20 protein-coding genes are annotated in these 21,325 nt (G+C 62.7%); 10 read left to right on the plus strand and 10 right to left on the minus strand.

Going from position 1 to position 21,325, the window contains the following annotated elements; all coding sequences use genetic code 11:
- Positions 1-276: 276 nt before the first annotated feature.
- From ACE4RL_RS14675 to ACE4RL_RS14705, 7 genes are all read right to left on the minus strand, one after another.
- The gene (locus ACE4RL_RS14675; RefSeq protein ID WP_375597849.1) at positions 277-1,206 is read right to left on the minus strand and encodes an N-acetylglucosamine kinase; all 930 of its coding nucleotides are present in this window, start codon (positions 1,204-1,206) and stop codon (positions 277-279) included.
- Positions 1,203-1,868 carry an N-acetylmannosamine-6-phosphate 2-epimerase gene (locus ACE4RL_RS14680; protein ID WP_375597850.1) on the minus strand — a complete coding sequence of 222 codons (666 nt, stop codon included), beginning with the start codon at positions 1,866-1,868 and terminating at the stop codon, positions 1,203-1,205. Before ACE4RL_RS14680 ends, ACE4RL_RS14675 begins: the two co-directional genes overlap by 4 nt.
- On the minus strand, positions 1,865-2,737 hold the full coding sequence (locus tag ACE4RL_RS14685) for a carbohydrate ABC transporter permease (protein ID WP_375597851.1): 873 nt from the start codon (positions 2,735-2,737) through the stop codon (positions 1,865-1,867). Before ACE4RL_RS14685 ends, ACE4RL_RS14680 begins: the two co-directional genes overlap by 4 nt.
- A complete protein-coding gene (locus tag ACE4RL_RS14690) occupies positions 2,734-3,654 on the minus strand; it encodes a carbohydrate ABC transporter permease (protein WP_375597852.1) in 921 nt (306 codons plus the stop codon). The genes ACE4RL_RS14685 and ACE4RL_RS14690 overlap by 4 nt, the downstream gene beginning before the upstream one ends.
- 175 nt (positions 3,655-3,829) lie before the next feature.
- On the minus strand, positions 3,830-5,071 hold the full coding sequence (locus ACE4RL_RS14695; protein WP_375597853.1) for an extracellular solute-binding protein: 1,242 nt from the start codon (positions 5,069-5,071) through the stop codon (positions 3,830-3,832).
- Positions 5,068-6,186, minus strand: coding sequence for an ABC transporter ATP-binding protein (locus ACE4RL_RS14700; RefSeq protein ID WP_375597854.1), 1,119 nt, complete (start codon positions 6,184-6,186; stop codon positions 5,068-5,070). Before ACE4RL_RS14700 ends, ACE4RL_RS14695 begins: the two co-directional genes overlap by 4 nt.
- Before the next feature lie 173 nt (positions 6,187-6,359).
- Positions 6,360-7,211, minus strand: coding sequence for a MurR/RpiR family transcriptional regulator (locus ACE4RL_RS14705; RefSeq protein ID WP_375597855.1), 852 nt, complete (start codon positions 7,209-7,211; stop codon positions 6,360-6,362).
- A gap of 212 nt (positions 7,212-7,423) precedes the next feature.
- Between ACE4RL_RS14705 and murQ the strand changes: the two genes are divergently transcribed.
- Together murQ and dgcA are read left to right on the plus strand one after the other, a co-directional pair.
- The gene (gene murQ, locus ACE4RL_RS14710; protein WP_375597856.1) at positions 7,424-8,359 is read left to right on the plus strand and encodes an N-acetylmuramic acid 6-phosphate etherase; all 936 of its coding nucleotides are present in this window, start codon (positions 7,424-7,426) and stop codon (positions 8,357-8,359) included.
- Positions 8,360-8,541: 182 nt separating this feature from the next.
- Entirely contained in the window at positions 8,542-9,528 is a 987-nt protein-coding gene (gene dgcA, locus ACE4RL_RS14715; RefSeq protein WP_375597857.1) for an N-acetyl-D-Glu racemase DgcA, read from the plus strand.
- Positions 9,529-9,542: 14 nt separating this feature from the next.
- Here dgcA and ACE4RL_RS14720 read toward each other — a convergent pair whose 3' ends face one another.
- Positions 9,543-10,394, minus strand: a complete 852-nt coding sequence (locus tag ACE4RL_RS14720) for a MurR/RpiR family transcriptional regulator (protein ID WP_375597858.1) — start codon at positions 10,392-10,394, stop codon at positions 9,543-9,545.
- A 265-nt stretch (positions 10,395-10,659) separates the two neighbouring features.
- Here ACE4RL_RS14720 and ACE4RL_RS14725 point away from each other — a divergent pair, with 265 nt between their 5' ends.
- The 8 genes from ACE4RL_RS14725 to ACE4RL_RS14760 all read left to right on the plus strand — a co-directional run bounded on the left by ACE4RL_RS14725 (position 10,660) and on the right by ACE4RL_RS14760 (position 19,070).
- A complete protein-coding gene (locus ACE4RL_RS14725; RefSeq protein ID WP_375597859.1) occupies positions 10,660-12,177 on the plus strand; it encodes an ABC transporter substrate-binding protein in 1,518 nt (505 codons plus the stop codon).
- 52 nt (positions 12,178-12,229) lie between these two features.
- Positions 12,230-13,189 (plus strand): ABC transporter permease, encoded by a 960-nt coding sequence (locus tag ACE4RL_RS14730; RefSeq protein WP_375597860.1) that lies wholly within the window; start codon positions 12,230-12,232, stop codon positions 13,187-13,189.
- Entirely contained in the window at positions 13,189-14,031 is an 843-nt protein-coding gene (locus tag ACE4RL_RS14735) for an ABC transporter permease (RefSeq protein WP_375597861.1), read from the plus strand. Before ACE4RL_RS14730 ends, ACE4RL_RS14735 begins: the two co-directional genes overlap by 1 nt.
- Entirely contained in the window at positions 14,028-15,758 is a 1,731-nt protein-coding gene (locus ACE4RL_RS14740; protein WP_375597862.1) for a dipeptide ABC transporter ATP-binding protein, read from the plus strand. The genes ACE4RL_RS14735 and ACE4RL_RS14740 overlap by 4 nt, the downstream gene beginning before the upstream one ends.
- A complete protein-coding gene (locus ACE4RL_RS14745; protein WP_375597863.1) occupies positions 15,755-16,747 on the plus strand; it encodes a serine hydrolase domain-containing protein in 993 nt (330 codons plus the stop codon). The genes ACE4RL_RS14740 and ACE4RL_RS14745 overlap by 4 nt, the downstream gene beginning before the upstream one ends.
- Positions 16,737-17,873 carry an anhydro-N-acetylmuramic acid kinase gene (locus ACE4RL_RS14750; protein ID WP_375597864.1) on the plus strand — a complete coding sequence of 379 codons (1,137 nt, stop codon included), beginning with the start codon at positions 16,737-16,739 and terminating at the stop codon, positions 17,871-17,873. Before ACE4RL_RS14745 ends, ACE4RL_RS14750 begins: the two co-directional genes overlap by 11 nt.
- 3 nt (positions 17,874-17,876) lie before the next feature.
- A complete protein-coding gene (locus tag ACE4RL_RS14755) occupies positions 17,877-18,314 on the plus strand; it encodes a GNAT family N-acetyltransferase (RefSeq protein WP_375597865.1) in 438 nt (145 codons plus the stop codon).
- 336 nt (positions 18,315-18,650) lie between these two features.
- On the plus strand, positions 18,651-19,070 hold the full coding sequence (locus tag ACE4RL_RS14760) for a hypothetical protein (protein WP_375597866.1): 420 nt from the start codon (positions 18,651-18,653) through the stop codon (positions 19,068-19,070).
- Positions 19,071-19,245: 175 nt separating this feature from the next.
- On the opposite strand, the gene ACE4RL_RS14765 is transcribed toward ACE4RL_RS14760, so the two are convergent.
- Together ACE4RL_RS14765 and ACE4RL_RS14770 are read right to left on the minus strand one after the other, a co-directional pair.
- Positions 19,246-20,940 (minus strand): methyl-accepting chemotaxis protein, encoded by a 1,695-nt coding sequence (locus ACE4RL_RS14765; protein ID WP_375597867.1) that lies wholly within the window; start codon positions 20,938-20,940, stop codon positions 19,246-19,248.
- The gene (locus ACE4RL_RS14770) at positions 20,937-21,245 is read right to left on the minus strand and encodes a hypothetical protein (protein ID WP_375597868.1); all 309 of its coding nucleotides are present in this window, start codon (positions 21,243-21,245) and stop codon (positions 20,937-20,939) included. Before ACE4RL_RS14770 ends, ACE4RL_RS14765 begins: the two co-directional genes overlap by 4 nt.
- Positions 21,246-21,325: the final 80 nt, after the last annotated feature.

The following is a 21,325-nucleotide window of genomic DNA, read 5'->3' on the forward strand; positions in this document are numbered from 1 at the left end:
AATGCCGCCTCGATGTCTTGAATTGGGCGCGTGGCCGACCGTCTGGAGATGCCGGCACACTGCCGGAAACTATATCCTTGGCAGACAACCGGCCCAGGGCATATCGCAGTAAACGCCACTTTGGGCGTACCACGGAGCCTTACGGTACGGACGGCGGCAGGGTTTCCGCTTTGTCGTACACAAGCATCGTGTCGCCCCAAAACAGTGAACCCGAGCGCTGACCACTCTTGGCTGCAAGCAGGCAGTGATCGACGGTGAGGTTGCCGTGCTGGTTTCTCAAGGCGCCAGTGTTGCCCGCCAGGGTTCCAAAGCGCCGCCCATTTGCAGGTGTGCTGCCGCCAGGGCGGTGTCTAGGGTGGGTTGGGAGACATCGCAGCCGGGCAGTTGCGCCCTGACCTCACTGCCGATCGCCGGGTGCAGCGTCAGGACCCCTCCGATAACGGCGACGGGTCGCTCACCCACCCGGGCTTGCATGGCCTGAACGAGCAGTGCCAACTCGCCCCCCGCTTCGCGCAGTATTTCAAGTGCTGTCTCATCACCCAGTTCCGCTGCCTTGGCGACACCCACCGCCAAAGCGCCGATGCGGCCGCGGTCGCCGGCATAGACATACTGGCGGACATGGTGCCAGTCCGACCCACCCACCAACGCGAAGATCTGATCGGCAAGAACCTGCTGTCCAGCAAAAGATCCGGTGTGGTCGAGCGTGCGATAAAGCCGGTCGAGAGCCCTAAGGGCGATCCAGCTTCCTGAGCCGGCATCGTCGATCAAAATGCCCCTGCCCCCAACCCGGACCACCTCGCCGCCCGCGCCGACATGGATACCGATTGAGCCGGTGCCCGCGGAGACCAGATGCCCCTGCCCCGGTTGAAAATGCGCTGCATAGGCCAGGATGATGTCATCCATGAGCAGGACCACATCGCGGGGCAAGCCGAGCGCCTCCCGGGCGAGACCGGCAATTTCGTCGGCGCAAGCAGCGCCGAAGCCGGTCAGGCCGCCGGAGAATGTCGTGGGCTCCAGGCCCCGGTCGGCCAGGGCGCTGGCCACTTGGGAAAACACCGTCGCCAGCCTTGCCCGTTCGACGGAATTAAAGACATGCGCAGTGGCCCCGCCGACACTGCCCCGCGCGACGACGCTGCCGGCAGCATCGCACGCGACCCAGCGGCTGGCGGTACCGCCAACATCGAGCCCGAGATGGACGCTGGTCACCGCGGTACGCCCCGATCGACGAAGAGGCGGGTAATCTCACGGGGATTGGTGATCATGGTACCCACAACGACAGCGTGTGCCCCGGCAGAGAACGCATCGGCGACTCGATTGGGACTATTGTAACGCCCTTCGGCCACCACCGGAATATCGAGCCGGGATGCCAAGGCTTCGAGCAACGCCAGGTCCGGCTCTTCGGGCTTGGGCTGTGTGGCCTCGGTATATCCCGAAAGCGTCGTTGCGACATAATCAGCGCCCCAATCGGCAGCCTTCAGCCCCTCGTCCAGCGTGGAAATATCGGCAAACACCTCGGCGCCGATTTCTTCCTGAATGCGGCGGATGAGGACGCGGGGATGCTCACCATCGCGCGGCCGCTCGGTACAATCGAGCGCGACTATTCGTGCGCCCGACGCACAGATCGCCGCAGCGGCCTCGAAATTGGGGGTGATATAGACCGGATGGTCTTCGGAGAAGACCTTGTGGATGCCGATGACCGGCAGGCCCGCAACCTGCACTGCGGCAACATCGGCGGGGCCATTGGCGCGGATGCCCACGGCGCCACCGTCGCGGGCGGCCAGGGCCATGGCGCCCATGAACTGGGGACCGTGCAAGGGATTGTCGGCACGCGCCTGGCAGGAAACGATCAGTCCCCTCGGCAGCTTCATTTTACGGCGCCCGAAGTCATGCCGGCGATGAACTGGCGCGAGAGCACGATGTAAATGAGGATGATCGGCGCGGCAGACAGGGTCAGGCCCGAGAACAGCACACCCCAATCGGTGGTGTATTCGCCCATGAAGGTGGTGAGCCCCTGGGGCAGGGTTTTCAGGTCATCATTCTGGATGAACACCAGCGGGAAGAAGAAGTCGTTCCAGATCGGCACGACATTCTGGATGCCGGCAATCACCATGGCCGGACGCACCAGCGGCAGCATGATCGACCACATGATGCGCGCTTCGGAGGCCCCATCCATGCGCGCGGCATCCTCAAGTTCATTGGGCAGGGTGCGGATGAAGCCGGTCATGATGAAGACCGTCGTGGGCAGGCCCATGGCGGTATAGACGAAGATCAGCGAGAGCTGATTGTTGAGGATCGAGAGATCGCGCATCAGCATGAAGAGCGGGATGATGGCGAGCTTCAATGGCAGGGTCAGCCCGGCCAGGAAGAACATCAGGATGAAGTTCGAGCCGGTGAAGGCATAGCGGCCAATGGCATAGGCCGCCATGGTGCCCAGGGTCAGGATCAGCGCCATGGAGGCGCCGGTGACGACGAAGGAATTGAGCAGGTAGCGCAGGAAATTGGTCTGGGTCCAGATTTTCACGAAGTTGCCCACTTGCGTGAAATCGGGAATGCCGAAAGGCGAGGCGAAGATCTGCGGCGTGGTCTTGAAGGCCGAAAACACCATGATGACGATGGGCGCCAGCATAATGATGGTGTTGGCGATCAGGATGATCTGCAACAGTCCGTCGCGGCCCAGCGTGCCCAGAATGCCCCTGCGGTCCTGATAGGCCATGGCAGTGGTGGTCGCGGTGCTCATATCTGGATCTCCCTGGCGCGCAGGCGCACGGTGATGACCGTGGCGATGGCGGCGATGAAGAGGAAAATCAGCACGGCCAGGGCCGAACCGAGGCCGAAATCCTGCTGGCCGGCTGACACATTGCCAAAGGCCGTGCGGTAGAAGTAGAGCCCCAGCACATCGGTCGAGCCGAAGGGCGACCCATCCAGCCCACCCATGATGTAAGGCAGCTCAAACCAGTTGAAGGCACCCACGAAGAGCAGGGTGAACACGATGGTGGCGCTGGGTGCGACGAGCGGCCAGACGATCTGGGTGATCTTGACCCACTCGCTTTGGGTTTCCATGCGCACGGCGTCGAGGATCTCGCCCGGAATGCGCTGCATGCCGGCGAGGAACACCAGGGTGGGGAAGCCCACCATATGCCAGGCCTGGGCGGCAATGATGCTCCAGAGTGCCGTGCCGCTCTGGCCCAGCCAGGGTTGCGCCAGCCCATCAAGCCCCAGACCGCGCAGGCTGATGTTCACCACCCCGAACAGCGGGTGATAGAACAGCTTGAACAGGTAGGCGACGATGATGGTGGAGAGCACCACGGGCAGGAACACCGCAATGCGGTGGAAACGGGCGCCGGGCAATTCGCGCCAGAGCGCATAGGCCAGGATGAAGCCCAGCCCGTTCTGCAGCACCATCAGCGCGAAAAAGACAATGATGTTGTTCTTGAAGGCGTTGAGCGTCCAGCTCCGATAGGGCTCGACGAACAGCACCGTGCGGAAGTTTTCCAGGCCCACGAAATCGAGGCGCTTCAGGCCCTGCCAGTCAAAGAAGGCATAGGCGAAGGCCGAAATGATCGGATAGACGATAAACAGCGCCACAAAGGCCAGCGGCGGCACGATCAGTGCGGTGATCCAGAGGCCGCGGCCTGTCATCCGAAGTTTGGGCATTTGGGCTCGCTTTGAATTTCTGTGAGGGTTCACCCCCACCCAGCCTCCCCCTGCAGAAGGGGGAGGAGCCGCATCGAGTATTTGAGTGATCTCCTCACACCCACCAGCCGGTCTCTCCCCCTATCAGGGGAGGTCAGGTGGGGGTGCGAGGAGATGCAGGCGAAGGGAGACCGCCTTAGTTCTGGAAGGGCTCGTACCAGGCGGCGAGACCCGTGGTGAGCACTTCGCCAATGGCTTCGGGCGTGGTTTCGCCGGCGAACAGCTTCTGCATCTCGCCCTGGATCAGCACCGAGCCGGAGGGTTCGCCATAGCGGAAATGCGCCAGCATCAGATAGGGGATCGATGACTGGTTCAGCTCTGCCACTTCGCCCAGCAGCGGGTTGTCGAAGGTCACGCCCGGCACGGTCGAGATGTTGTTGAGCGTGTTGGCGAAAGCCTGGCCGAACTCCTGGCTGGCCAGATAGTTGACGAAGGTGATCGCTGCGTCCTTGTTCGGGCTGGCCGCATTCACTGCATAGCCACCGTCGAAATAAACGGCCACCAGCTTTTCGTCCTCGGCAGTCTCGCCGGGCGCGGCGAACATGCCAAGCTCGATGTCGGGGTTCTGGTTCTTGAAGTTGGACAGCTCATAGGAGCCGCCGATGAACATGCCCGCCATACCCGAGGCGAAGAGCTGCTGGGCCGACGGGTAGTCGAGACCGATAAAGCCATCGGGGAAATAGTCGGCCGCAATGTCGGCGACTTCGCCGAGAGCCGAGGTGAAGCGCTCATCAGTGAAATCGGTCTCACCGGCGATCAGCTCTTCATAAAAGTCCTTGCCCATGAGCGAGGAGCCGAGACCGAAGGTGACAGTCTCGTTCTGCCATGCAGTGGCGGTGCCGTTGGCGAAGGGAATGACGCCGGCATCCTTGAGCGACTGCGCGAGGGCTTCCAGGTCGGCCCAGCTTTGCGGCTCTTCAAGGCCGTTGGCGTCGAAAATCGCCTTGTTGTAGATGACGAACTGGGTCTGGCTGGCAAAGGGCACAGCATAGATCTGGCCGTCCGAGCGCATGCTTTCGGCCGCCAGCGACGCGGCGGAGAAGTCGGCCAGGGCCGGCACGGTTTCGGTGCTCAGTGGCTCGAGATAGCCGGCCGAGGCGACGTTTTCGAGGCCACCATAGGCGCGCACCATGGCCAGGTCCGGACCGGTGCCACCGGCCAGGGCGGTGGACAGAATGGTGTTGTAATTGGTGGCTTCGAAGGTTTCGAAGTCCACGGTGATGCCCGGATTGGCCGCCTCGAACGTCTCGATGAACTGTTCATAGGCCGCGCGGTCTTCCTGGCGCCAGCTCCACAGGGTCAGATCCTGAGCGAATGCTGGGGCGGCGACGAGCACGGCTCCCAGGGCCGCGCCGATGCGTATCAGATTGGTCTTCATGGAGTTCCCTCTCCTTGCGAGTTCTCTTTGGTGGTCTTGTCCCGACGCCCGGCTCGGGGTGTCAGCCGCCGGCCATCCTCGGCGGAAAAGAAATGCGCGGCGCCCGGCTCGACCGTTACGGTCACCGTTTCGTCCGGCGCAAATAGATCGTTGGGGGTGGTGCGGGCCGAGAGCAGCGTGCCATCGGCCAGCCGGGCATAGACATAAGCGTTGTCGCCCAGATATTCGGTATAGACGACCTGGGCGGCAAAGCCCTCGGCCGGGCCACGGGTGAGGTGCACTGCGTCGGGCCGCAAGCCGAGCTTGAGCGCCATTGCATCCGGCAATGCGCCGACAGCCACGGCTCCCCCATTGGCGACGGCGAGGCGATCCCCGTCGCGGCTCACATCGACCAGCGTCATGCGCGGCGAGCCGATGAAACTGGCAACGAAGGTGTTGGCGGGCGTCTCATAGAGTTCGCGCGGCGAGCCGACCTGTTCGATGCGGCCATTGTTCATTACCACGATCTTGTCGGCCAGGGTCATGGCCTCAACCTGATCATGGGTCACGTAAATCATGGTGCCGCCGATTTCGCGGTGGAGCCGAGCGATTTCCAGACGCACCTCGGAGCGCAGGGCGGCGTCAAGATTGGACAAGGGCTCGTCAAGCAGGAACACGTCGGGCTTGCGCACCAGCGCCCGGCCGATGGCGACGCGCTGGCGCTGGCCTCCCGAGAGTTCGCGCGGCCGGCGCTTGAGCAGTTCGCCCAGCCGCAGCATGCGCGCGGCGTCGGCAATGCGTTGTTCGACCTCGGCCTTGTCGAGCCCCATCAGGCGGGCACCAAAGGCCATGTTTTCATAGACATCCATATGCGGGTAAAGCGCATAGGACTGGAACACCATGGCGATGCCGCGGCGCGAGGGCGCCACATCGTTCATGCGGCTGCCATTGAGCACGAATTCGCCATCGGTAATCGGATCAAGCCCGGCAATCAGGCGCAGCAATGTGGATTTGCCACAACCCGAAGGGCCGACAAAGACGACGAACTCGCGGTCACCGATTTCCAGATCGATTCCATGCAAGACCTCGGTCTCGCGATAGCGCTTCTTGATGCCGCGAAGCGATAGCTGAGCCAATTGCTCTCTCCGTCCATCCCGCCGGTGGCGGGTCCCTTGGATAGGTCCTCACGAACCTGCGTTTGCTGGAATAGTAAATTCCGCTAAATCCAAGTGTCAAGAATATTAAATTACTCCAGGCCGGCAATGACATGCGCGCCGCCCTTGATGACGGGAGGCCGATTGCCGAGCGGTTAGCGGGCCTTGAGCACCGTCACGGCGGCTTCGGAATTGTGGATAAAGTCATGCGCATCCGCCTGCATGCGGATCATCAGGATGAACAGCATGTCCATCAGCATCAATTGCGCATCGCGCGAGGTGATGGCCGAGGAGCGCACGCGCTCCTCATCAGCGACCGTGAAAAGATGGATATCGGCCAGTTCGAGCAATGGGTTGGGCTGTAGTCCGGTCATCGAAATCACCTTGGCGCCACGCTGACGGGCCATCTCGGCGATGCGCAGGGTTTCAACGCTGCGGCCGGAGTGGGACAGGGCGAAGAGCACATCGTCCCCGTTAAGCGCCGAGGCGTTGGAGATCTGGATATGGCTGTCGCTGTCGATCAGCGCCATGCGCCCGAGCTTGAGCAGCTTATAGGAAAAATCCTTGGCCACCAGCGACGAGGCCCCAACGCCAGCGAGCTGTATTTTCCGGGCATTGACCAAGGATTCCAGCGCCAGGTCGATGGTCTTCTCATTATTGGCGGCCAGCGTTTCGCGCATTGAGAGCAGCTTGGAGCCGATCAGCTTTTGCAGAATGGTGACATAGCTGTCACTGGCATCGATCGAACCGTGAATGACCCCGCCGGGGGCATGCCACTCCAGCGCCTTGGCCTTGTTTACGGCAAGCTTGAGCTGCTGATATCCGGCATAGCCCAGCTTCTGGCTGAATTTGACGACGCTGGACTGGCTGCGCCCGGTCGCTTCGGCGAGAGCCGCCGATGACAGGGTCAGCATCTGCTCGGGATGATCGATGATAAACTGCGCGATCTGGCGATCGGCTTGGGTCATCGTGTCCAGCTTGGCGCCAAGGACCTTGAGTATCGACATTTGCGTTCCCGTGCCGCCGGTCCAGCCACCTCGTTCTCGAGGACTAAAGCCGACGTCTCTCAAATTGCAACCTGCTTGTGCCTCGGCGCACCTCATGTCTCACCAGAGACATATCCCCCGGGCATCATCGTTTTGGAATACAATATTCCATGTCTCGTTGACACCCGGAATATTCACTTCTAGCATCGGCGTGGAATTTGAGCATAGGCACAATGGCAAAAACGACCCTGATGGCTGAGCTGGAACAGCTCGTTTCCGAGGCCCGCAACCCGAACACGCTACAGATCGACCTGATGTCGTCGGGCGAGATCGTGGCGGCGATGAATGCCGAGGATGCGAAGGTCGCCGAGGCTGTACGCCAGGTGCTGCCGCAGGTTGCCGCCACTGTCGACTGCATTGTCGAAGCGTTCAAGGCCGGTGGTCGATTGATCTATATGGGTGCCGGCACCAGCGGACGGCTGGGCGTGCTGGACGCCTCGGAGTGTCCGCCAACCTTCGGCGTGCCCGAAGGCATGGTGGTGGGACTGATCGCCGGGGGCGACCGCGCGCTGCGCCACCCGATCGAGGGCGCCGAAGATTCCCGCGAAGAGGGCCGCAATGACCTCCGGCGAGTGAACGTCTCCGCCCGCGATGTGGTCGTGGGCATCGCGGTCAGCGGGCGCACCCCCTATGTCATCGGTGGGCTCGACTATGCCAAGAGCGTTGGCGCCGTCACGGCGGGCCTGTCCTGCAACCCGGATTCGGCCATCGCCAATATGGCCGACATTGCCATTTCGCCGCTGGTCGGCCCCGAGGCGCTGACCGGCTCGACGCGGCTTAAATCGGGCACAGCACAGAAGCTCGTGCTCAACATGCTGACCACCGCCAGCATGGTCCGCATTGGCAAGTCCTACGAAAATCTCATGGTGGACCTGTCGGTCAGCAATGAGAAGCTGGCCGCCCGCGCTACGCGGATCCTGATCGAAGTAGCCGACTGCACGGCCGAGGAAGCCGACGCGTTCCTGGTGGCCAGCAAGAACAACGTGAAGCTGGCGATCCTGATGGCGCTGACCGGCCTGAATGCGGCGGATGGCGAGGTGGCGCTGCGCGAGGCCGACGGCTTCCTGCGGCGCGCCGCCGCCCAGCACCAGCCGCGCGCGGCCGGGTAAACAGGCGGCAAGGTGGCCCTGCTTGTTGATCTGACTACGATAGCCGAAAAGCCGCAGAACTGCAGGCGCACGCCTGGGCATGCGCTGAATACTGCCGCCCGGGGGCTTCGTCCTGCCACAGCCCGGTGTCAGCAAGGTCGCCGACAACCACTTCTTCCCGCCCCTGCCCGTCTGAGCTGGCCATGAGCATGCATCTCAGCGCTGCCATCGAGCGCTTTCCGATTGCCGGACATTTCAACATCGCGCGCGGCAGCAAGACCGAAGCGGTCGTGGTGTCGGTGCGGCTGGACCAAGACGGCCATATCGGGCGCGGCGAATGCGTGCCTTATGCTCGCTATGGCGAGACGCCCGAGGACACGCTTGCTGCTATCGAGGCGCTGGCCCCGGCATTTGCTGCGGGCATGAGCCGCGCCGCTTTGCAGAATGCCTTGCCGCCGGGTGCCGCGCGCAACGCGCTTGACTGCGCCCTGTGGGATCTGGAGGCCAGACGAAGCAGCACCTCGGTCGCCGCGCTTGCCTCTGTTTCCTTGCCAGAAAAAATCGAAACCGCCTTTACCATCAGTCTGGGCACACCCGATGCCATGGCTGAAGCGGCGGCGCCGGCCGCGCATCTGCCGCTGCTCAAGATCAAGTTGGGCGCCCCCGGTGATGCCGAACGCCTTGGGGCCGTGCGTGCCGCGGCACCCGATACGCGCCTGGTGGTTGATGCCAATGAAGGCTGGCACCCCGATGATTTGTCGGTGCTGCTCGATATCTGTGCTCATTGCCGGGTCGAGCTGGTGGAGCAACCGCTGCCTGCTAATGCAGACCAGGCTCTGGCAGAGATTGATCACCCGGTTCCGATCTGTGCCGATGAAAGCGTGCATGCCCTTGCCGGACTTGAAGCGCTGGTCGGACGTTACGACGCAATCAATCTCAAGCTCGACAAGACAGGCGGGTTGACCGAGGCCCTGGCGGTGGCCGCCCGCGCCGAAGCACTGGGCCTGTCGATCATGGTTGGCTGTATGGTCAGCACCTCGCTTTCCATGCTGCCGGCGCGGCTGCTGGCGGCACGGGCACGCTGGATCGACCTTGACGGCCCGCTATTGCTGGAGCGAGACAGGCCCAACGGGCTGAACTACGAGCGCGGCACGATTGCCGGTGCAGCCTCACCGCTCTGGGGCGGCTGAGCGTCAGGCGCGGATCACTTCGGATGCGTCACATCGCGCGTTCGCTTGAGCGCATCCACGGTCTGCTCATAGCGCTGGCTGGCGACGCCCAGAAACAGGCAATCGACAATGGCCAGTTGGGCGATGCGGCTGACCATGGCGCCGGCGCGCAAGCGGCTTTCGCGGGCACGAGCTACGAGGCGCTCGTCAGCAGCCTTTGCCAGAGCGGAATCCGGCGCGCCGGTCAGTGCCACGGTGAGCGCCCCGGCGTCGCGGGCGATTTCAAGAAAGCGCACTGTGTCGGCGGTGGCGCCCGAATGGGAGAATCCCAGGGCAACCGTGCCCCGAGGCGAGAGCAAGGCTGCAGTCCAGGCCTCGTGCGGGTCCGCCAGCAGGAAGGCATTGCGGCCAATACGGAACAATTTGTGATGCAGATCCTGAGCCACGAACTGGCTGGCGCCAATACCAAACAGCAATATGCGGTCGGCCTGATCGACCGCGGCCACCACGCGCTCCAGGGCACCATAGTCGAGACCAGAAACGGTTTCGTCGATCGCCAGGATTTCCAGCGACGCCACTTTGGAGGCCATTTCCTGCAAGGTGTCGGATTGGGCGATCTCGGCCCCCAGCATCAGATCGGTGCCGAACTGGGCGGCTTCCTTGCCAAGCTCTGTAGCGAGGTTCATGCGCAATTGCGCATAGCCCGACAGGCCCAGCGTGCGACAGAAGCGGACCACCGAGGCGACCGAGGTGCCGCAGCTTTCGGCCAGTTCGGAAATGGTCTGATCGAGCACGATACGGGGCTGGTCGCGGATCACCGTCGCCACGCGCTGCATGGCCGGCGTGAACTTGTCCGCGGACGCTTCGATCGTCGACTGGATACCCAATTCCATTCCCCTTCGGCCCGCCCTCCTCAGTCCGGGGCGGCCTGGCGGCGCGACCCTAGCCGAACCTTGCTGCTCCGCCCATTGAAACAAAAGTTCAGTACTTTCATCAAGCGTGAAAATTATTGACAGCCCGGACCGGGACTTCATAGGCTTGTCACAGAGGTTGGTGCGGCTGGCCCGGCGCTCGCATTCTGGCTGGCCAGGCACCTGACGACCTTGGCACGGCTCCCGAAAGCGGGGCCGGCTCAACAGTGAGGGAACATCGATGAACCAGTTTTCACCCAAGACGCTAATGGCCGGCCTCGCCCTTGCCACGGCTCTGACTTCGGTTTCGGCCATGCTGCCGGCGCAGGCCGCCGAATTGCGCATGGCCTGGGCGCAGGACGCCACCGGCCTTGATCCGCACAAGCAAACCGCCTTTTCCTCGCTCCGCCTGCTCGAATTGATCTATGAGCCGCTGGTGCGCCTGGATGCCGATCTCAATGTTGTGCCGGCCATCGCCTCGAGCTGGGAGTTCGCCGAGGACGCCAGGACGCTGACCTTCACCATCGATTCCGATGCCAAATTTTCCGACGGTACGGCCGTAACTTCCGCCGACGTCAAGGCGTCGTTCGAGCGTCTGCTCGATGAAGCCACCTCGGCTGCGGCCCGGTCGAACTTCCTTTCGATCGAAAGCATCGATACGCCGGACGATGCGACCGTGGTGTTCAACCTCTCGACCGCCGACGTGCCGATCCTGGTCGCCATGGCCACGATCAACGCCGCCGTCCTGCCTGCCTCCGAAATCGAGGCGGCTACGATTGGCACCGAAACCGTGGGCTCGGGACCGTTTGTACTGGAAAGCTGGGAACCCAATTCCCGCGAAGTGCTGAGCGCCAACGAGCACTGGGCTGGCGGCGAACTCGCCATTGACGGCATCACTATCTCGGTGCTGCCCGACGAAATGGCGATCCTGGCCTCGCTGCGCGCCGGTCAGACCGATTTTGCCCTGCTCAACGACCCGCTGGTCGCAACGCTCGTGCCGATGGAAGCCGGTCTCGAGCTGAACCGTGTCGGTGTGCTGAACTATAACGTGCTCCAGCTCAACCCCTCGCGCCCGCCGATGGACAATCTCCTGGTCCGCCAGGCCATGAGCTGCGCCATTGACCGGCAGGAGATCATCGACGCGGCGCTGGCTGGTGAGGGCAAGGTGACCGGACCGCTGACCATGCCGGCTTTCGCGCAGGATCCGGCCAACCTGTTCTGCTACGAGCAGGATTTGGATCGAGCCAAGGAACTGATGGCTGAATCGGGCGTGGACGGCTTCTCGGCTACGGTCATTGCTGCCACCGGCGAACCGCCGGTCGCTGCATCAGAAGCACAGGTGCTGCAGGCCCAGCTCGCCGAGATCGGTATCGATCTCGAAATCGAGATGATGGAGCTCAACGTCTATGTCGACGCCTGGCTCGCCGGGGATTTCGACATGGCGGTGGCCCAGAATGGTGGCCGTCCGGACCCCTATCCGATGTACAACCGCTACTTCACCAATGAAGGCAATCTGGCCCACGTCTCCAACTTCCCGGATGACGAACTGGACAGCCTGATGAAGCAGGGGCAGGCGGAAACCGATCCGGCCAAGCGCGTGGAAATCTTCCAGGCTTTTGAAAGCCGCCTGGCCGAGCAGTCACCCTGGCTGTGGCTCTCGACCGGCTATAGCTACACCGCCCAGCGCGACACCGTTTCGGGCTTTACGCCTTCGCCGACCGGCACGCTGTTCGGCCTGGTCGACGTTTCGGTAGAATAGTCCAAAATCAAACGGACCGGCCTTCGGGCCGGTCCCATTCGGATCACGTCCCATGAGTTATGTGGTTCAGCGCCTGCTGACCTTCCCGCTGATCCTTCTCGGGGTTTCCATTCTTGTCTTTGTCGCCATCAGGCTGGTGCCGGGCGACGCGATTACCGCCATGCTGGGCACCGAGGCCGGCCTTTTGACGCCGGTTCAGCGCGAGGCCCTGTCGGTATATTTCGGCATCGACCAACCCATCTGGGCGCAATATCTGCGCTGGCTCACCGGCCTGTTCCAGGGCGATCTGGGCATTTCCTCGATCTATGGCAAGCCGGTATTCACGGTGATCCTCGAGCGCTTCCCGCTCACCCTGCAGCTTTCGCTGATGTCGATGGTGATTGCGCTGAGCGTCGGGGTGCCGCTTGGGGTTCTTGCCGCGTCGCGCAATGAGCGTCCCAGCGATCTCGTCGTGCGGGTCCTGGCCATGCTGGGTCAGTCGACCCCCAATTTCGTTGTCGGCATTCTCATCATTTACGTGCTCTCGGTGTTCTTTGGCTTCGTGCCGGCCATGGGTACCTTCACGCCGCTCTTCGTGGATCCCCTGGCCAGCATCGGACAATTGATCTTCCCGGCGATCACACTCGGCTTTGCCTTTGCCGCCTCGGTGACCCGCATTTCGCGTTCAGCCATGCTCGATGTGCTGAGCGATGATTATGTGCGCACGGCACGCTCCAAGGGTGCCTCGCCGATGAGCGTGATCTGGCATCACGCCCTGCCCAATGCCCTCATCCCCGTGGTGACGCTGTCCGGCGTCGAGTTCGGCTATCTGCTGGGTGGCGCCGTCATCGTTGAGCAGATCTTCGCCCTGCCCGGTCTTGGCCGGCTGGTGCTCGATGCCATCACCCAGCGCGATTATGCGCTGGTGCAGGGCACGGTGCTGTTCATTGCCTTCAACTTCCTGGTGGTCAATCTGCTCGTCGATCTCGCCTATGTTGCCCTCGACCCGCGCATCCGGATCGGGAGGCGCTGATGGGCAAAATGCTGTCATCGCTGTTCCGTCACCCCTCCGGGCGCATTGGCCTGGTTATCATCGGGCTCTATCTGCTCGCCGCAATTCTGGGCACGCTGGGCCTGACCCCGCATGACCCGCTCAAGCTCTTCGCCATCGACCGGCTGAAAGCGCCCAGCGGCACCTACTGGTTCGGCACAGACCTGCTGGGCCGCGATGCCTTCAGCCGCCTTATGGTGGGCATTCGCCAGTCAATGCTGATCGCCTTTGCCTCGGTGGCCATTGCTACGATTGCCGGCACAATCATCGGCCTGCTCTCGGCGTGGTGGGGCGGCATATGGGACGGCATTTTCATGCGCGTCATGGACGTGTTGCTGGCCTTCCCCGCGATTCTCCTGGCGCTGCTGATTATTGCCATTGTCGGCCCGGGCACGATGACCAGCGTGGTCGCCATTGCCATCGTCTATACCCCGATCTTCGCCCGCGTGGTGCGCGGTCCGGCGCTATCTCTCAAGCAGCGCGATTTCGTCGATGCGGCGCGTACGTTCGGCAGCTCGCAGGGCTATGTCCTGACCCGGCATTTGCTGCTCAACCTCGTCGCCCCGCTTGCCGTGCAGGTGACGCTGGCTTTGGCCTGGGCGCTGCTCACCGAAGCGGGGCTATCCTTCCTCGGTCTCGGCACCCAGCCGCCGACCCCCTCGCTTGGCCTGATGCTGGCGGAGAGCCGCAATCTGATGACACATGCGCCCTGGCTAATGATCTTTCCGGCCGTCACCATCATGCTGGGCATTCTCGGCTTTAACCTGACCGGCGATGCCCTGCGCGACATTCTCGATCCGCGCACCCAGAGGAGGGAAGTATGAGCGGTCTGCTTTCAGTCCGGGACCTGCGCGTTGGCTTCGGCCAGAATCCCAAGGCCAATGAAGTGGTCAAGGGCGTCAGCTTTGACCTTGGCCCCGGCGAGACGCTGGGCATTGTGGGGGAATCGGGTTCTGGCAAGTCGGTCTCGGCCCTTTCGATCAATCGGCTGGTTGATTTCGGCGGTGGCCGGATTACCCATGGGTCGATCCAACTGACGCGTTCCGATGGCTCGGTACTTGATGTCGCCCAAGCCGATGAAAAAACGCTGTTGGGCATTCGCGGACGCGACGTCGGCATGATCTTTCAGGAGCCGATGACCTCGCTCAATCCCGTGCACACGGTCGGCGCGCAAATCGAAGAGGCGTTCCGCCTGTCCAAGGGCCTCACCGGCGCGCAGGCGCACAAGGCAACTTTGGACGTATTGGGGCGCGTGCGCATTCCCGACGCCCAGTCCCGGCTCGGCTATTATCCGCACCAACTCTCTGGCGGCATGCGGCAACGCATCATGATTGCCATGGCCCTCGCCGCCAGCCCGCGCCTGCTGTTCGCGGACGAACCGACCACGGCGCTCGACGTGACGGTGCAGGCCCAGATCATGGCCCTGCTGGCCGAATTGCGCGAAGAAACCGGCATGGCGATGATCTTTATCACCCATGATATTGGCCTGGTCGCCGGCATCGCTGATCGCATCATGGTGATGCAGAACGGGGTCGCGGTCGAGCAGGGGGAAACCGATGGTGTGCTGGACAATCCCCAGCACGAATACACCAGGCACCTCTTGCGCGCCGTGCCGCATTTCACCTCAGGCAAAGCGGTGCGGGACGACGGCCGACGGGCGGAACAGCATGCGCCGATCGTCAAGGTCGACAATCTCGTGGTGCGCTTTCCGGTGGGCAAGGCCTGGTTCAAGCCCAAGGGCGCAATCCATGCCGTCGATGGCGTGAGCTTTGACCTGGTGCCCGGCGAGACGCTGGCCATCGTGGGGGAAAGCGGTTGCGGCAAGTCCACCACGGCACGCGCGCTGCTGGGCCTGAACAGCAAGACCCGTGGCGAAATTGTCACCGAAGCCGGGCGCAGCATCCGTCCGGTGCAGATGGTCTTCCAGGACCCGTTCGCTTCGCTCAATCCGCGTCTGAATGTGGAGGCATTGCTGGCCGAACCGGCTCTTGCCAATGGGCAGCGGCGCGATGACGCGCTGCGCCAGCGCATGACATTCCTGCTCGACCGTGTCGGCCTGCCGCAAGACGCGCTCAGCCGCTATCCGCACCAGTTTTCGGGCGGCCAAAGACAGCGTCTGTGCATCGCCCGCGCGCTGATGCTCAATCCCGATGTCGTGGTGCTGGACGAAGCGGTGTCGGCGCTCGATGTCTCGGTGCAGGCCAAGGTGCTCGAACTGCTGGTCGATCTGCAGCAGGAATTCGGCCTGGCCTATCTGTTCATCTCGCATGACATGGCGGTGGTGGAACGGATTGCCCACCGGATCGCGGTGATGTTTGCCGGCCAGATTGTCGAATTGGGCGAGGCGCGTGCGGTGCTGTCCGATCCGCAGCACAGCTATACCAAGCGCCTGATCGCGGCGGTCCCGGCTATCGAGCGTCGCAAGCAACGCTTCGCCGTTGACATGACGCAGGTGCCATCCCTGGTGCGCCCGCCCGGCTTTGAACCATCGCCCGCGCAATGGCGCGAGGCCGGAGACGATCATCGCGTTCGCGTTGAGGACACGCCATGACACATATAGAGACCCAGTTGGACCGCGCCTTCGCCCCTCTGGCCGCCGCCATTGAAGCCGGCCGCATTCCGGGCGGCGTGCTGGGTGTGGTCGACCGGAACGGGGACCGCGCAGTCCGGGCCATGGGCCAGGCGCAGACCGTTCCAACCAGCCGCCCTATGACCGAGGAGACCTGGTTCGATCTGGCATCGCTGACCAAGGTGCTGTTCACCACCGAACGCATTCTGGCGCTCACCGAAGCAGGACGCATCGATCTCGATGCGCCGCTCACCAGCGTGCTGCCCGATTTCCGGCACTACAATCTCGACAATTGGGAGCGCAAGGTCACCTTCCGGCAGTGTCTGGGGCATCAGACCCCCTTCCCGGCCGTGTTTCCGCTTTACACCTATGGGCGCGATCCGGACCTGCTGCGCACCTTCCTGTTGCAGCATGAATTTGCCGCGGGCCCCTCAGTCTATTCGGACATCAATTTCATCCTGCTCGGCCTGGCGCTGGAGCGGCTGGAAGGCAAGTGGATCCGCGAGCAGGACCCCGGCAATGGCTTTGCCTGGTCGGTCGAACCGGACAAGGCCGCCGCCACCGAGGATTGCTACTGGCGCCATCGCGTGCTGGTGGGTGAGGTGCATGACGACAATTGCTCGGCCCTGCAAGGCGCCGGTCACGCCGGGCTCTTCGGCACTGTCGCGTCGGTGCTCGACTTCGCCGCCGAAAAATTGACCGCAGCCGGGCCTGACGCTTTGATCCGCACCCCGCTTTCAGCCCGCCGCACCCATGGCTGGGAGCGTCCTTATGAGGGCTGGTCAGGCGGCGAGCACTGTTCGCCCCAGACCATCGGCCATACCGGGTTCACTGGCACGGGCTTGTGGCTCGACTTCGAACGCGGCCACGCCTGGACCTTGCTGACCAATCGCGTTCACCCCACCCGTCATTTCGACAGCGGCATCATCCCGCTGCGCCGCGCCGTAGGAGACCTGATCAATGTCGACTGAGGTAAAAGCCGAACCGATCTGGTCGGTCGGTCTGATGACCGGAACGGTACTCGATGGCAATATCGATGTGGCGTTGCTGCGCACGGATGGCGACACCATCGAGCGCTTCGGCGCCTATACGCTGGCACCCTATTCGCAAGCGATCCGTGAGCTGTTGGAAGACGCGTTGGCGCAGGCCCGCAAGTGGAATTTTGACGGCCCGGAGCCGGCCGTCTTTGCCGAAGCCGAAGACGCGCTGACACGGGCCCAATCCGCCGCAGTGTTAGATCTGGTGAAAGAGGCCGGTCTCACCCCCGCAGAGATCGGCATGATCGGTTTTCACGGCCAATCGGTGTTGCATCGCGCGCCGCAGCCGGGCCGGACCGGTGCCACCCGCCAGCTTGGCAATGGCGTGCTGATGCGCGAACTGACCGGCATCAGGACCGCCTATGACTTCCGCTCCGCCGATGTCCGCGCCGGTGGGCAGGGCGCGCCGCTGGCAGCGCTTTATCATCGCGCACTGCTGCGCCTGCTCGATGCCCGCGATGGCAAGACCGCCGTGCTCAATCTGGGCGGCGTGGCCAATATCACCTATTGGGATGGCGCCGACCAGTTGATCGCGTTCGACACCGGACCCGCCAACGCACCGATCAATGATTTCGTCAAAGGCCTGGGCCTTGGCGATATGGACCACAATGGCGAAATGGCCTTGCGTGGCAAAGTGGACGAAGAGCGCCTCGCGCGTCTGCTGACACACCCTCACCTCTCCGCTCCCTATCCAAAATCGCTCGATCGCTTCGATTTCCTCGCCACCATGGCCGAGGGGTTGAATGCCGAAGACGGCGCGGCAACGCTGACGGCCTTTACCACCGGCGCCGTTGGCAAGGCGCTCGACCTCTTGCCGCAGCGCCCGGAACGACTGATCGTCTGCGGTGGCGGACGGCACAATCCGGCCATCATGGCGATGCTGCAGACTCGCGCGAAGGCGGAAGCTGTTCCGGCAGAAACCGTGGGCTGGCGCGGCGACGCGGTCGAGGCCGAGTGCTTCGCCCTGCTCGCGGTGCGGGTGTTGCGAGGCCTGCCGATCAGTTTCCCGACCACGACAGGCGCCCCGCATCCGCTGACCGGCGGCCTTCTCGCGGCCTGATCGATGCGTGACCTGACCCTCGAAGTGACGGACGCCCCCGAGCCGGAAGATATCGACGTCATCGGCAGGTCGCTCATTGCCTTCAACGACGCGGACGTTGGACCGTCGGAGCGTCGTCCCCTCGCTGTACTTCTGCGCAACGAAGTTGGAGACATCGTCGCCGGCATTTCCGGCCACACCGCCTGGGGCTGGCTCTATGTGCAATGGCTCTGGGTCGCCGAAAATCAGCGGGGCCAAAAGCTGGCCGCGACGATGCTGGCGGCGGCGGAAGCAGAAGCGCGCCGTCGCGGTTGCCACGGAGCTTACATTGACACTTTCAATCCGGATGCCCTTCAAGCCTATCAACGAGCCGGCTACGAGCCCTTCGGCCATTTATCGAACTTCCCACCAGGGCGCACGCGGACCTTCCTGCAGAAGATGCTAGGCACTCCCGCCCCCTGAGCTAAGGCTAGCGCTACAGTCCGCCAAGGACGAAGGGCAAGTCTGCGCATGCGGCCTGGTTCGCTGGCTTGGTTCGGCCGTCCTGATGGCCCTGGCGGGCTTGGGGGCGCCCCCAGTGCTTGCAGACGACTGCCCGGCCGAGCGGGCCGTCTATGAGTTGGCAAGCGACGAAGGCAGGCTCGAAGTCAGCTCATATCCTCAGAACCGGGTATGTCCTAAAGCGGCGCAATTGCCTAGACCTCAAGCATTGCGGGCAAAACCTGCAAGTCAAATGCACTATTGTGCGATGGGCCTGAAATGCGCAACAAGATCATCACTGCATGAGGGCTGGCGCTCGTGGCTGTTGTCGCGATGCTGGGTCTGATTGCTTTCCTGCCAGCCCCGCGCGCTGCTGAATTTCCGCGCGAAGGGGTGACCGGTATTGCCAATGGGGTGGCCGAACCATTTGCCGGTTCCTGGTGGGTCGGATTTCCCGAGGGCGAGGGCATGATCAATGGCGATCCGGTCGTGCGCTGCGAGATGCCTGTCGTCCTCAGGATTATTGATGAGGTAAATCTGCTCTACGCCTCACCGAGCGGCACCACGGTGCAGTTCGAGTTGCACGAATTTTCTGGCCGCACGACCTGGTATCCGCCAAGCGGAGAAAGCAGTATTGCGGTGTGGACCGGCCCGGACGAGTTCTTCGCCTATTCGGTCGACTTGATGACCGGCAGCGCAAGGTGGACGACGCCGCTGGTCTACCGTCGATGTGACTAGATACGATGGTAAGCTAGGACGAAGTGGCCGGCCGCCAACCTCGCCTTGTAGCTCGAAATCCACCGCGCTACCTCGGCGGGCAGAAGCAGAACGTATTGGACCTGGTGGCTTGAACGACCGAAATGGGGCGCATCAACGATAGTCCGGGTGCGTTCCTTGCTTCGAACAAGCCTCCTCAGGCAGCGTAACCGAGCGCGGAAATGGTTTTTTCACGCAGTTTGAAGCCGGATACCGCGGCTTCGATGTCGCTTGCTTGCGCCTCTGTTTGCTCGATTGCCCGATTGGTTTCGTCGACCAGTGCCGCATTGCGCTGGGTCATCTCGTCGAGCCGGCGTACCGACTGGCTGACAGCCTCGATTGCGGAAGCCTGGCTAGCACTGTCACGAGCGATCCCTTCCATCAGCGTGACATTGGCATCAACCTCTTCGACAATGGTGCCGAGTGTGCCGGCGGCTTCAAGCACCAAATTGGCACCTTGTCCGATTTCTCCCGCAGACTGCTCGATCAACGCCTTGACGTCTGCGGAGGCCTGGGCGGCCGACTGGGCCAGGCGCCGCACCTCAACTGCCACCACGGCAAAGCCCTTGCCTGCTTCCCCGGCACGGGCAGCTTCAACAGAGGCGTTCAGAGCCAGCAAATTGGTCTGGAATGCAATGTCGTCAATCAGGCCGATAATGTTGGAGATTTTGCCAGAGGACGCAGTAATCCGCTCCATGGCCTCGGTCGCCCGCTTCATCACTTGGCCGCCCTTGCGAGCCGTTGCACTGACCGCCTGCGCTTTGGCGTCGGCATCTTTGGCACGCTCGGCATTCACGCGAATTGTTGATGCAAACTGCTCCATTGCCGCCGAGGTCTCTTCAAGTGTCGCCGCTTGGCGCGAGGTGCGGTCGGAAAGGTCGTTGGCGCCGGACAGGATTTCTCCAGTTGCGAGGCGCAGGGTGACGAGTGCGCGCCGCAGCGAGGACATGACGCCTTCGAGCTTTTCGGCGAGGGCATTGGTGTCTTCCTGTAACTGCGCGAAGGCGCCACGATAGGTGCCGTGCATTCGAGTGGTTAGGTCAGAGTGGGCCAGGTTGGACAGCACCACGCCAGTTTCCGCAATGCTGCCGCCGACGGTCTCGACCAGGCGATTGATCGATTTGGCGAGACTGGCCAGTGTCGCATCGTCGTAGTGGGTAGTAATGCGATCAGAGAAATCGCCGTCGACTGCCGCGTTGACGACGCGACCGAAGTCTTCCGACAATTGCTTCATGGTTTGCTCGCGCTCACGGCGACGCACGATAGTCCCCTCTTCAACCTCATGGGCCAGCAGCTCCGCTTCCTTGGCGCTGGCCTGCGCCTGTTCCGATCTTTCCTCGGCAAGGTTCAACAGATGATGGGTGTTGATGGCCATCCAGATCAGCCCTGCAGCCTCGATCACGAGGATAACGGCGTGAAGCAGAATGCGGCCAATACCGCCGCCACCGTAGAACACAAGGGTGTCGGCCAACAGGCCCAGGCCCAGATGATGCACCGCGACGAGGCCGGCACCCAACAGGATGGCCTTGTAATCATACAGGAGCCCGCAGACGGCGAGCGCGGCAAAGAAGGCCATGTGCATGTCGACCTGATACTGCGTGCCGCGCGCGGCAATAAGCAGCGCCATCACTTCGCCCATCATCACCGCGACTGCCAGGTAGCGAGAAGACGCCGACTGTCGATTGAGCGCGTAGGATACGATCATGACAAGAGCGCCAAGGCCGGCGAGAGCGCTGGCCATGTAAAGCTCGCCCTGCACGAGCCATTCCGTGCAAACAGTTGCGATGGCTAGCACGATGCCGAGCAACGCGACCGCACCTGTGGCGCGTTGGCGGATAGTTTGGAGGGTCATGACAGTTCCTTGGGAGTCAGGGGCGCGCAAAGGCCTTCGGCCTTAACGAACAGCAGGGCACCTTCCGCACGGGCACGTTGCTGGAAGTCGGCGGAAGGGGCGTAAATCACTACGATGTTTGAGAGACGGGTTGGTGCCACGACAAAGGCACCCGCCTGAAGTATAGCCGTCCAGGCCGCCTGTTCGCTGGTGAAGGGAGGGAACACCACCGCCATTTCGCCCTGTTCGGGCGCCGCCGCTACGGTTGTGAAGGTGATCAGTAGTACCGCGAGGGAGAATATCAGGGCCGGAACGAAGTCGCGCATCGATGTCCCGTGGAGTGCGGTCTACAAATTCTGCTAAGGGTTCAAGTTACCGCAGATATCCTTAGTGCCGCGTTAATCCG

Source organism: Devosia polycyclovorans (assembly GCF_042181575.1).
GTDB classification, from domain to species: Bacteria; Pseudomonadota; Alphaproteobacteria; order Rhizobiales; family Devosiaceae; genus Devosia; species Devosia polycyclovorans.

Bases quoted from the DNA above. Each gene is read 5' to 3' on its own strand.
- ACE4RL_RS14755 (WP_375597865.1), top strand. From the start codon at position 17,877: ATGCGTGACCTGACCCTCGAAGTGACGGACGCCCCCGAGCCGGAAGAT.
- ACE4RL_RS14725 (WP_375597859.1), top strand. From the start codon at position 10,660: ATGAACCAGTTTTCACCCAAGACGCTAATGGCCGGCCTCGCCCTTGCC.
- murQ (WP_375597856.1), top strand. From the start codon at position 7,424: ATGGCAAAAACGACCCTGATGGCTGAGCTGGAACAGCTCGTTTCCGAG.
- ACE4RL_RS14730 (WP_375597860.1), top strand. From the start codon at position 12,230: ATGAGTTATGTGGTTCAGCGCCTGCTGACCTTCCCGCTGATCCTTCTC.
- ACE4RL_RS14680 (WP_375597850.1), bottom strand. From the start codon at position 1,868: ATGAAGCTGCCGAGGGGACTGATCGTTTCCTGCCAGGCGCGTGCCGAC.
- ACE4RL_RS14685 (WP_375597851.1), bottom strand. From the start codon at position 2,737: ATGAGCACCGCGACCACCACTGCCATGGCCTATCAGGACCGCAGGGGC.
- ACE4RL_RS14690 (WP_375597852.1), bottom strand. From the start codon at position 3,654: ATGCCCAAACTTCGGATGACAGGCCGCGGCCTCTGGATCACCGCACTG.
- ACE4RL_RS14770 (WP_375597868.1), bottom strand. From the start codon at position 21,245: ATGCGCGACTTCGTTCCGGCCCTGATATTCTCCCTCGCGGTACTACTG.
- ACE4RL_RS14735 (WP_375597861.1), top strand. From the start codon at position 13,189: ATGGGCAAAATGCTGTCATCGCTGTTCCGTCACCCCTCCGGGCGCATT.
- ACE4RL_RS14740 (WP_375597862.1), top strand. From the start codon at position 14,028: ATGAGCGGTCTGCTTTCAGTCCGGGACCTGCGCGTTGGCTTCGGCCAG.
- ACE4RL_RS14695 (WP_375597853.1), bottom strand. From the start codon at position 5,071: ATGAAGACCAATCTGATACGCATCGGCGCGGCCCTGGGAGCCGTGCTC.
- ACE4RL_RS14705 (WP_375597855.1), bottom strand. From the start codon at position 7,211: ATGTCGATACTCAAGGTCCTTGGCGCCAAGCTGGACACGATGACCCAA.
- ACE4RL_RS14765 (WP_375597867.1), bottom strand. From the start codon at position 20,940: ATGACCCTCCAAACTATCCGCCAACGCGCCACAGGTGCGGTCGCGTTG.
- ACE4RL_RS14745 (WP_375597863.1), top strand. From the start codon at position 15,755: ATGACACATATAGAGACCCAGTTGGACCGCGCCTTCGCCCCTCTGGCC.
- ACE4RL_RS14750 (WP_375597864.1), top strand. From the start codon at position 16,737: ATGTCGACTGAGGTAAAAGCCGAACCGATCTGGTCGGTCGGTCTGATG.
- dgcA (WP_375597857.1), top strand. From the start codon at position 8,542: ATGAGCATGCATCTCAGCGCTGCCATCGAGCGCTTTCCGATTGCCGGA.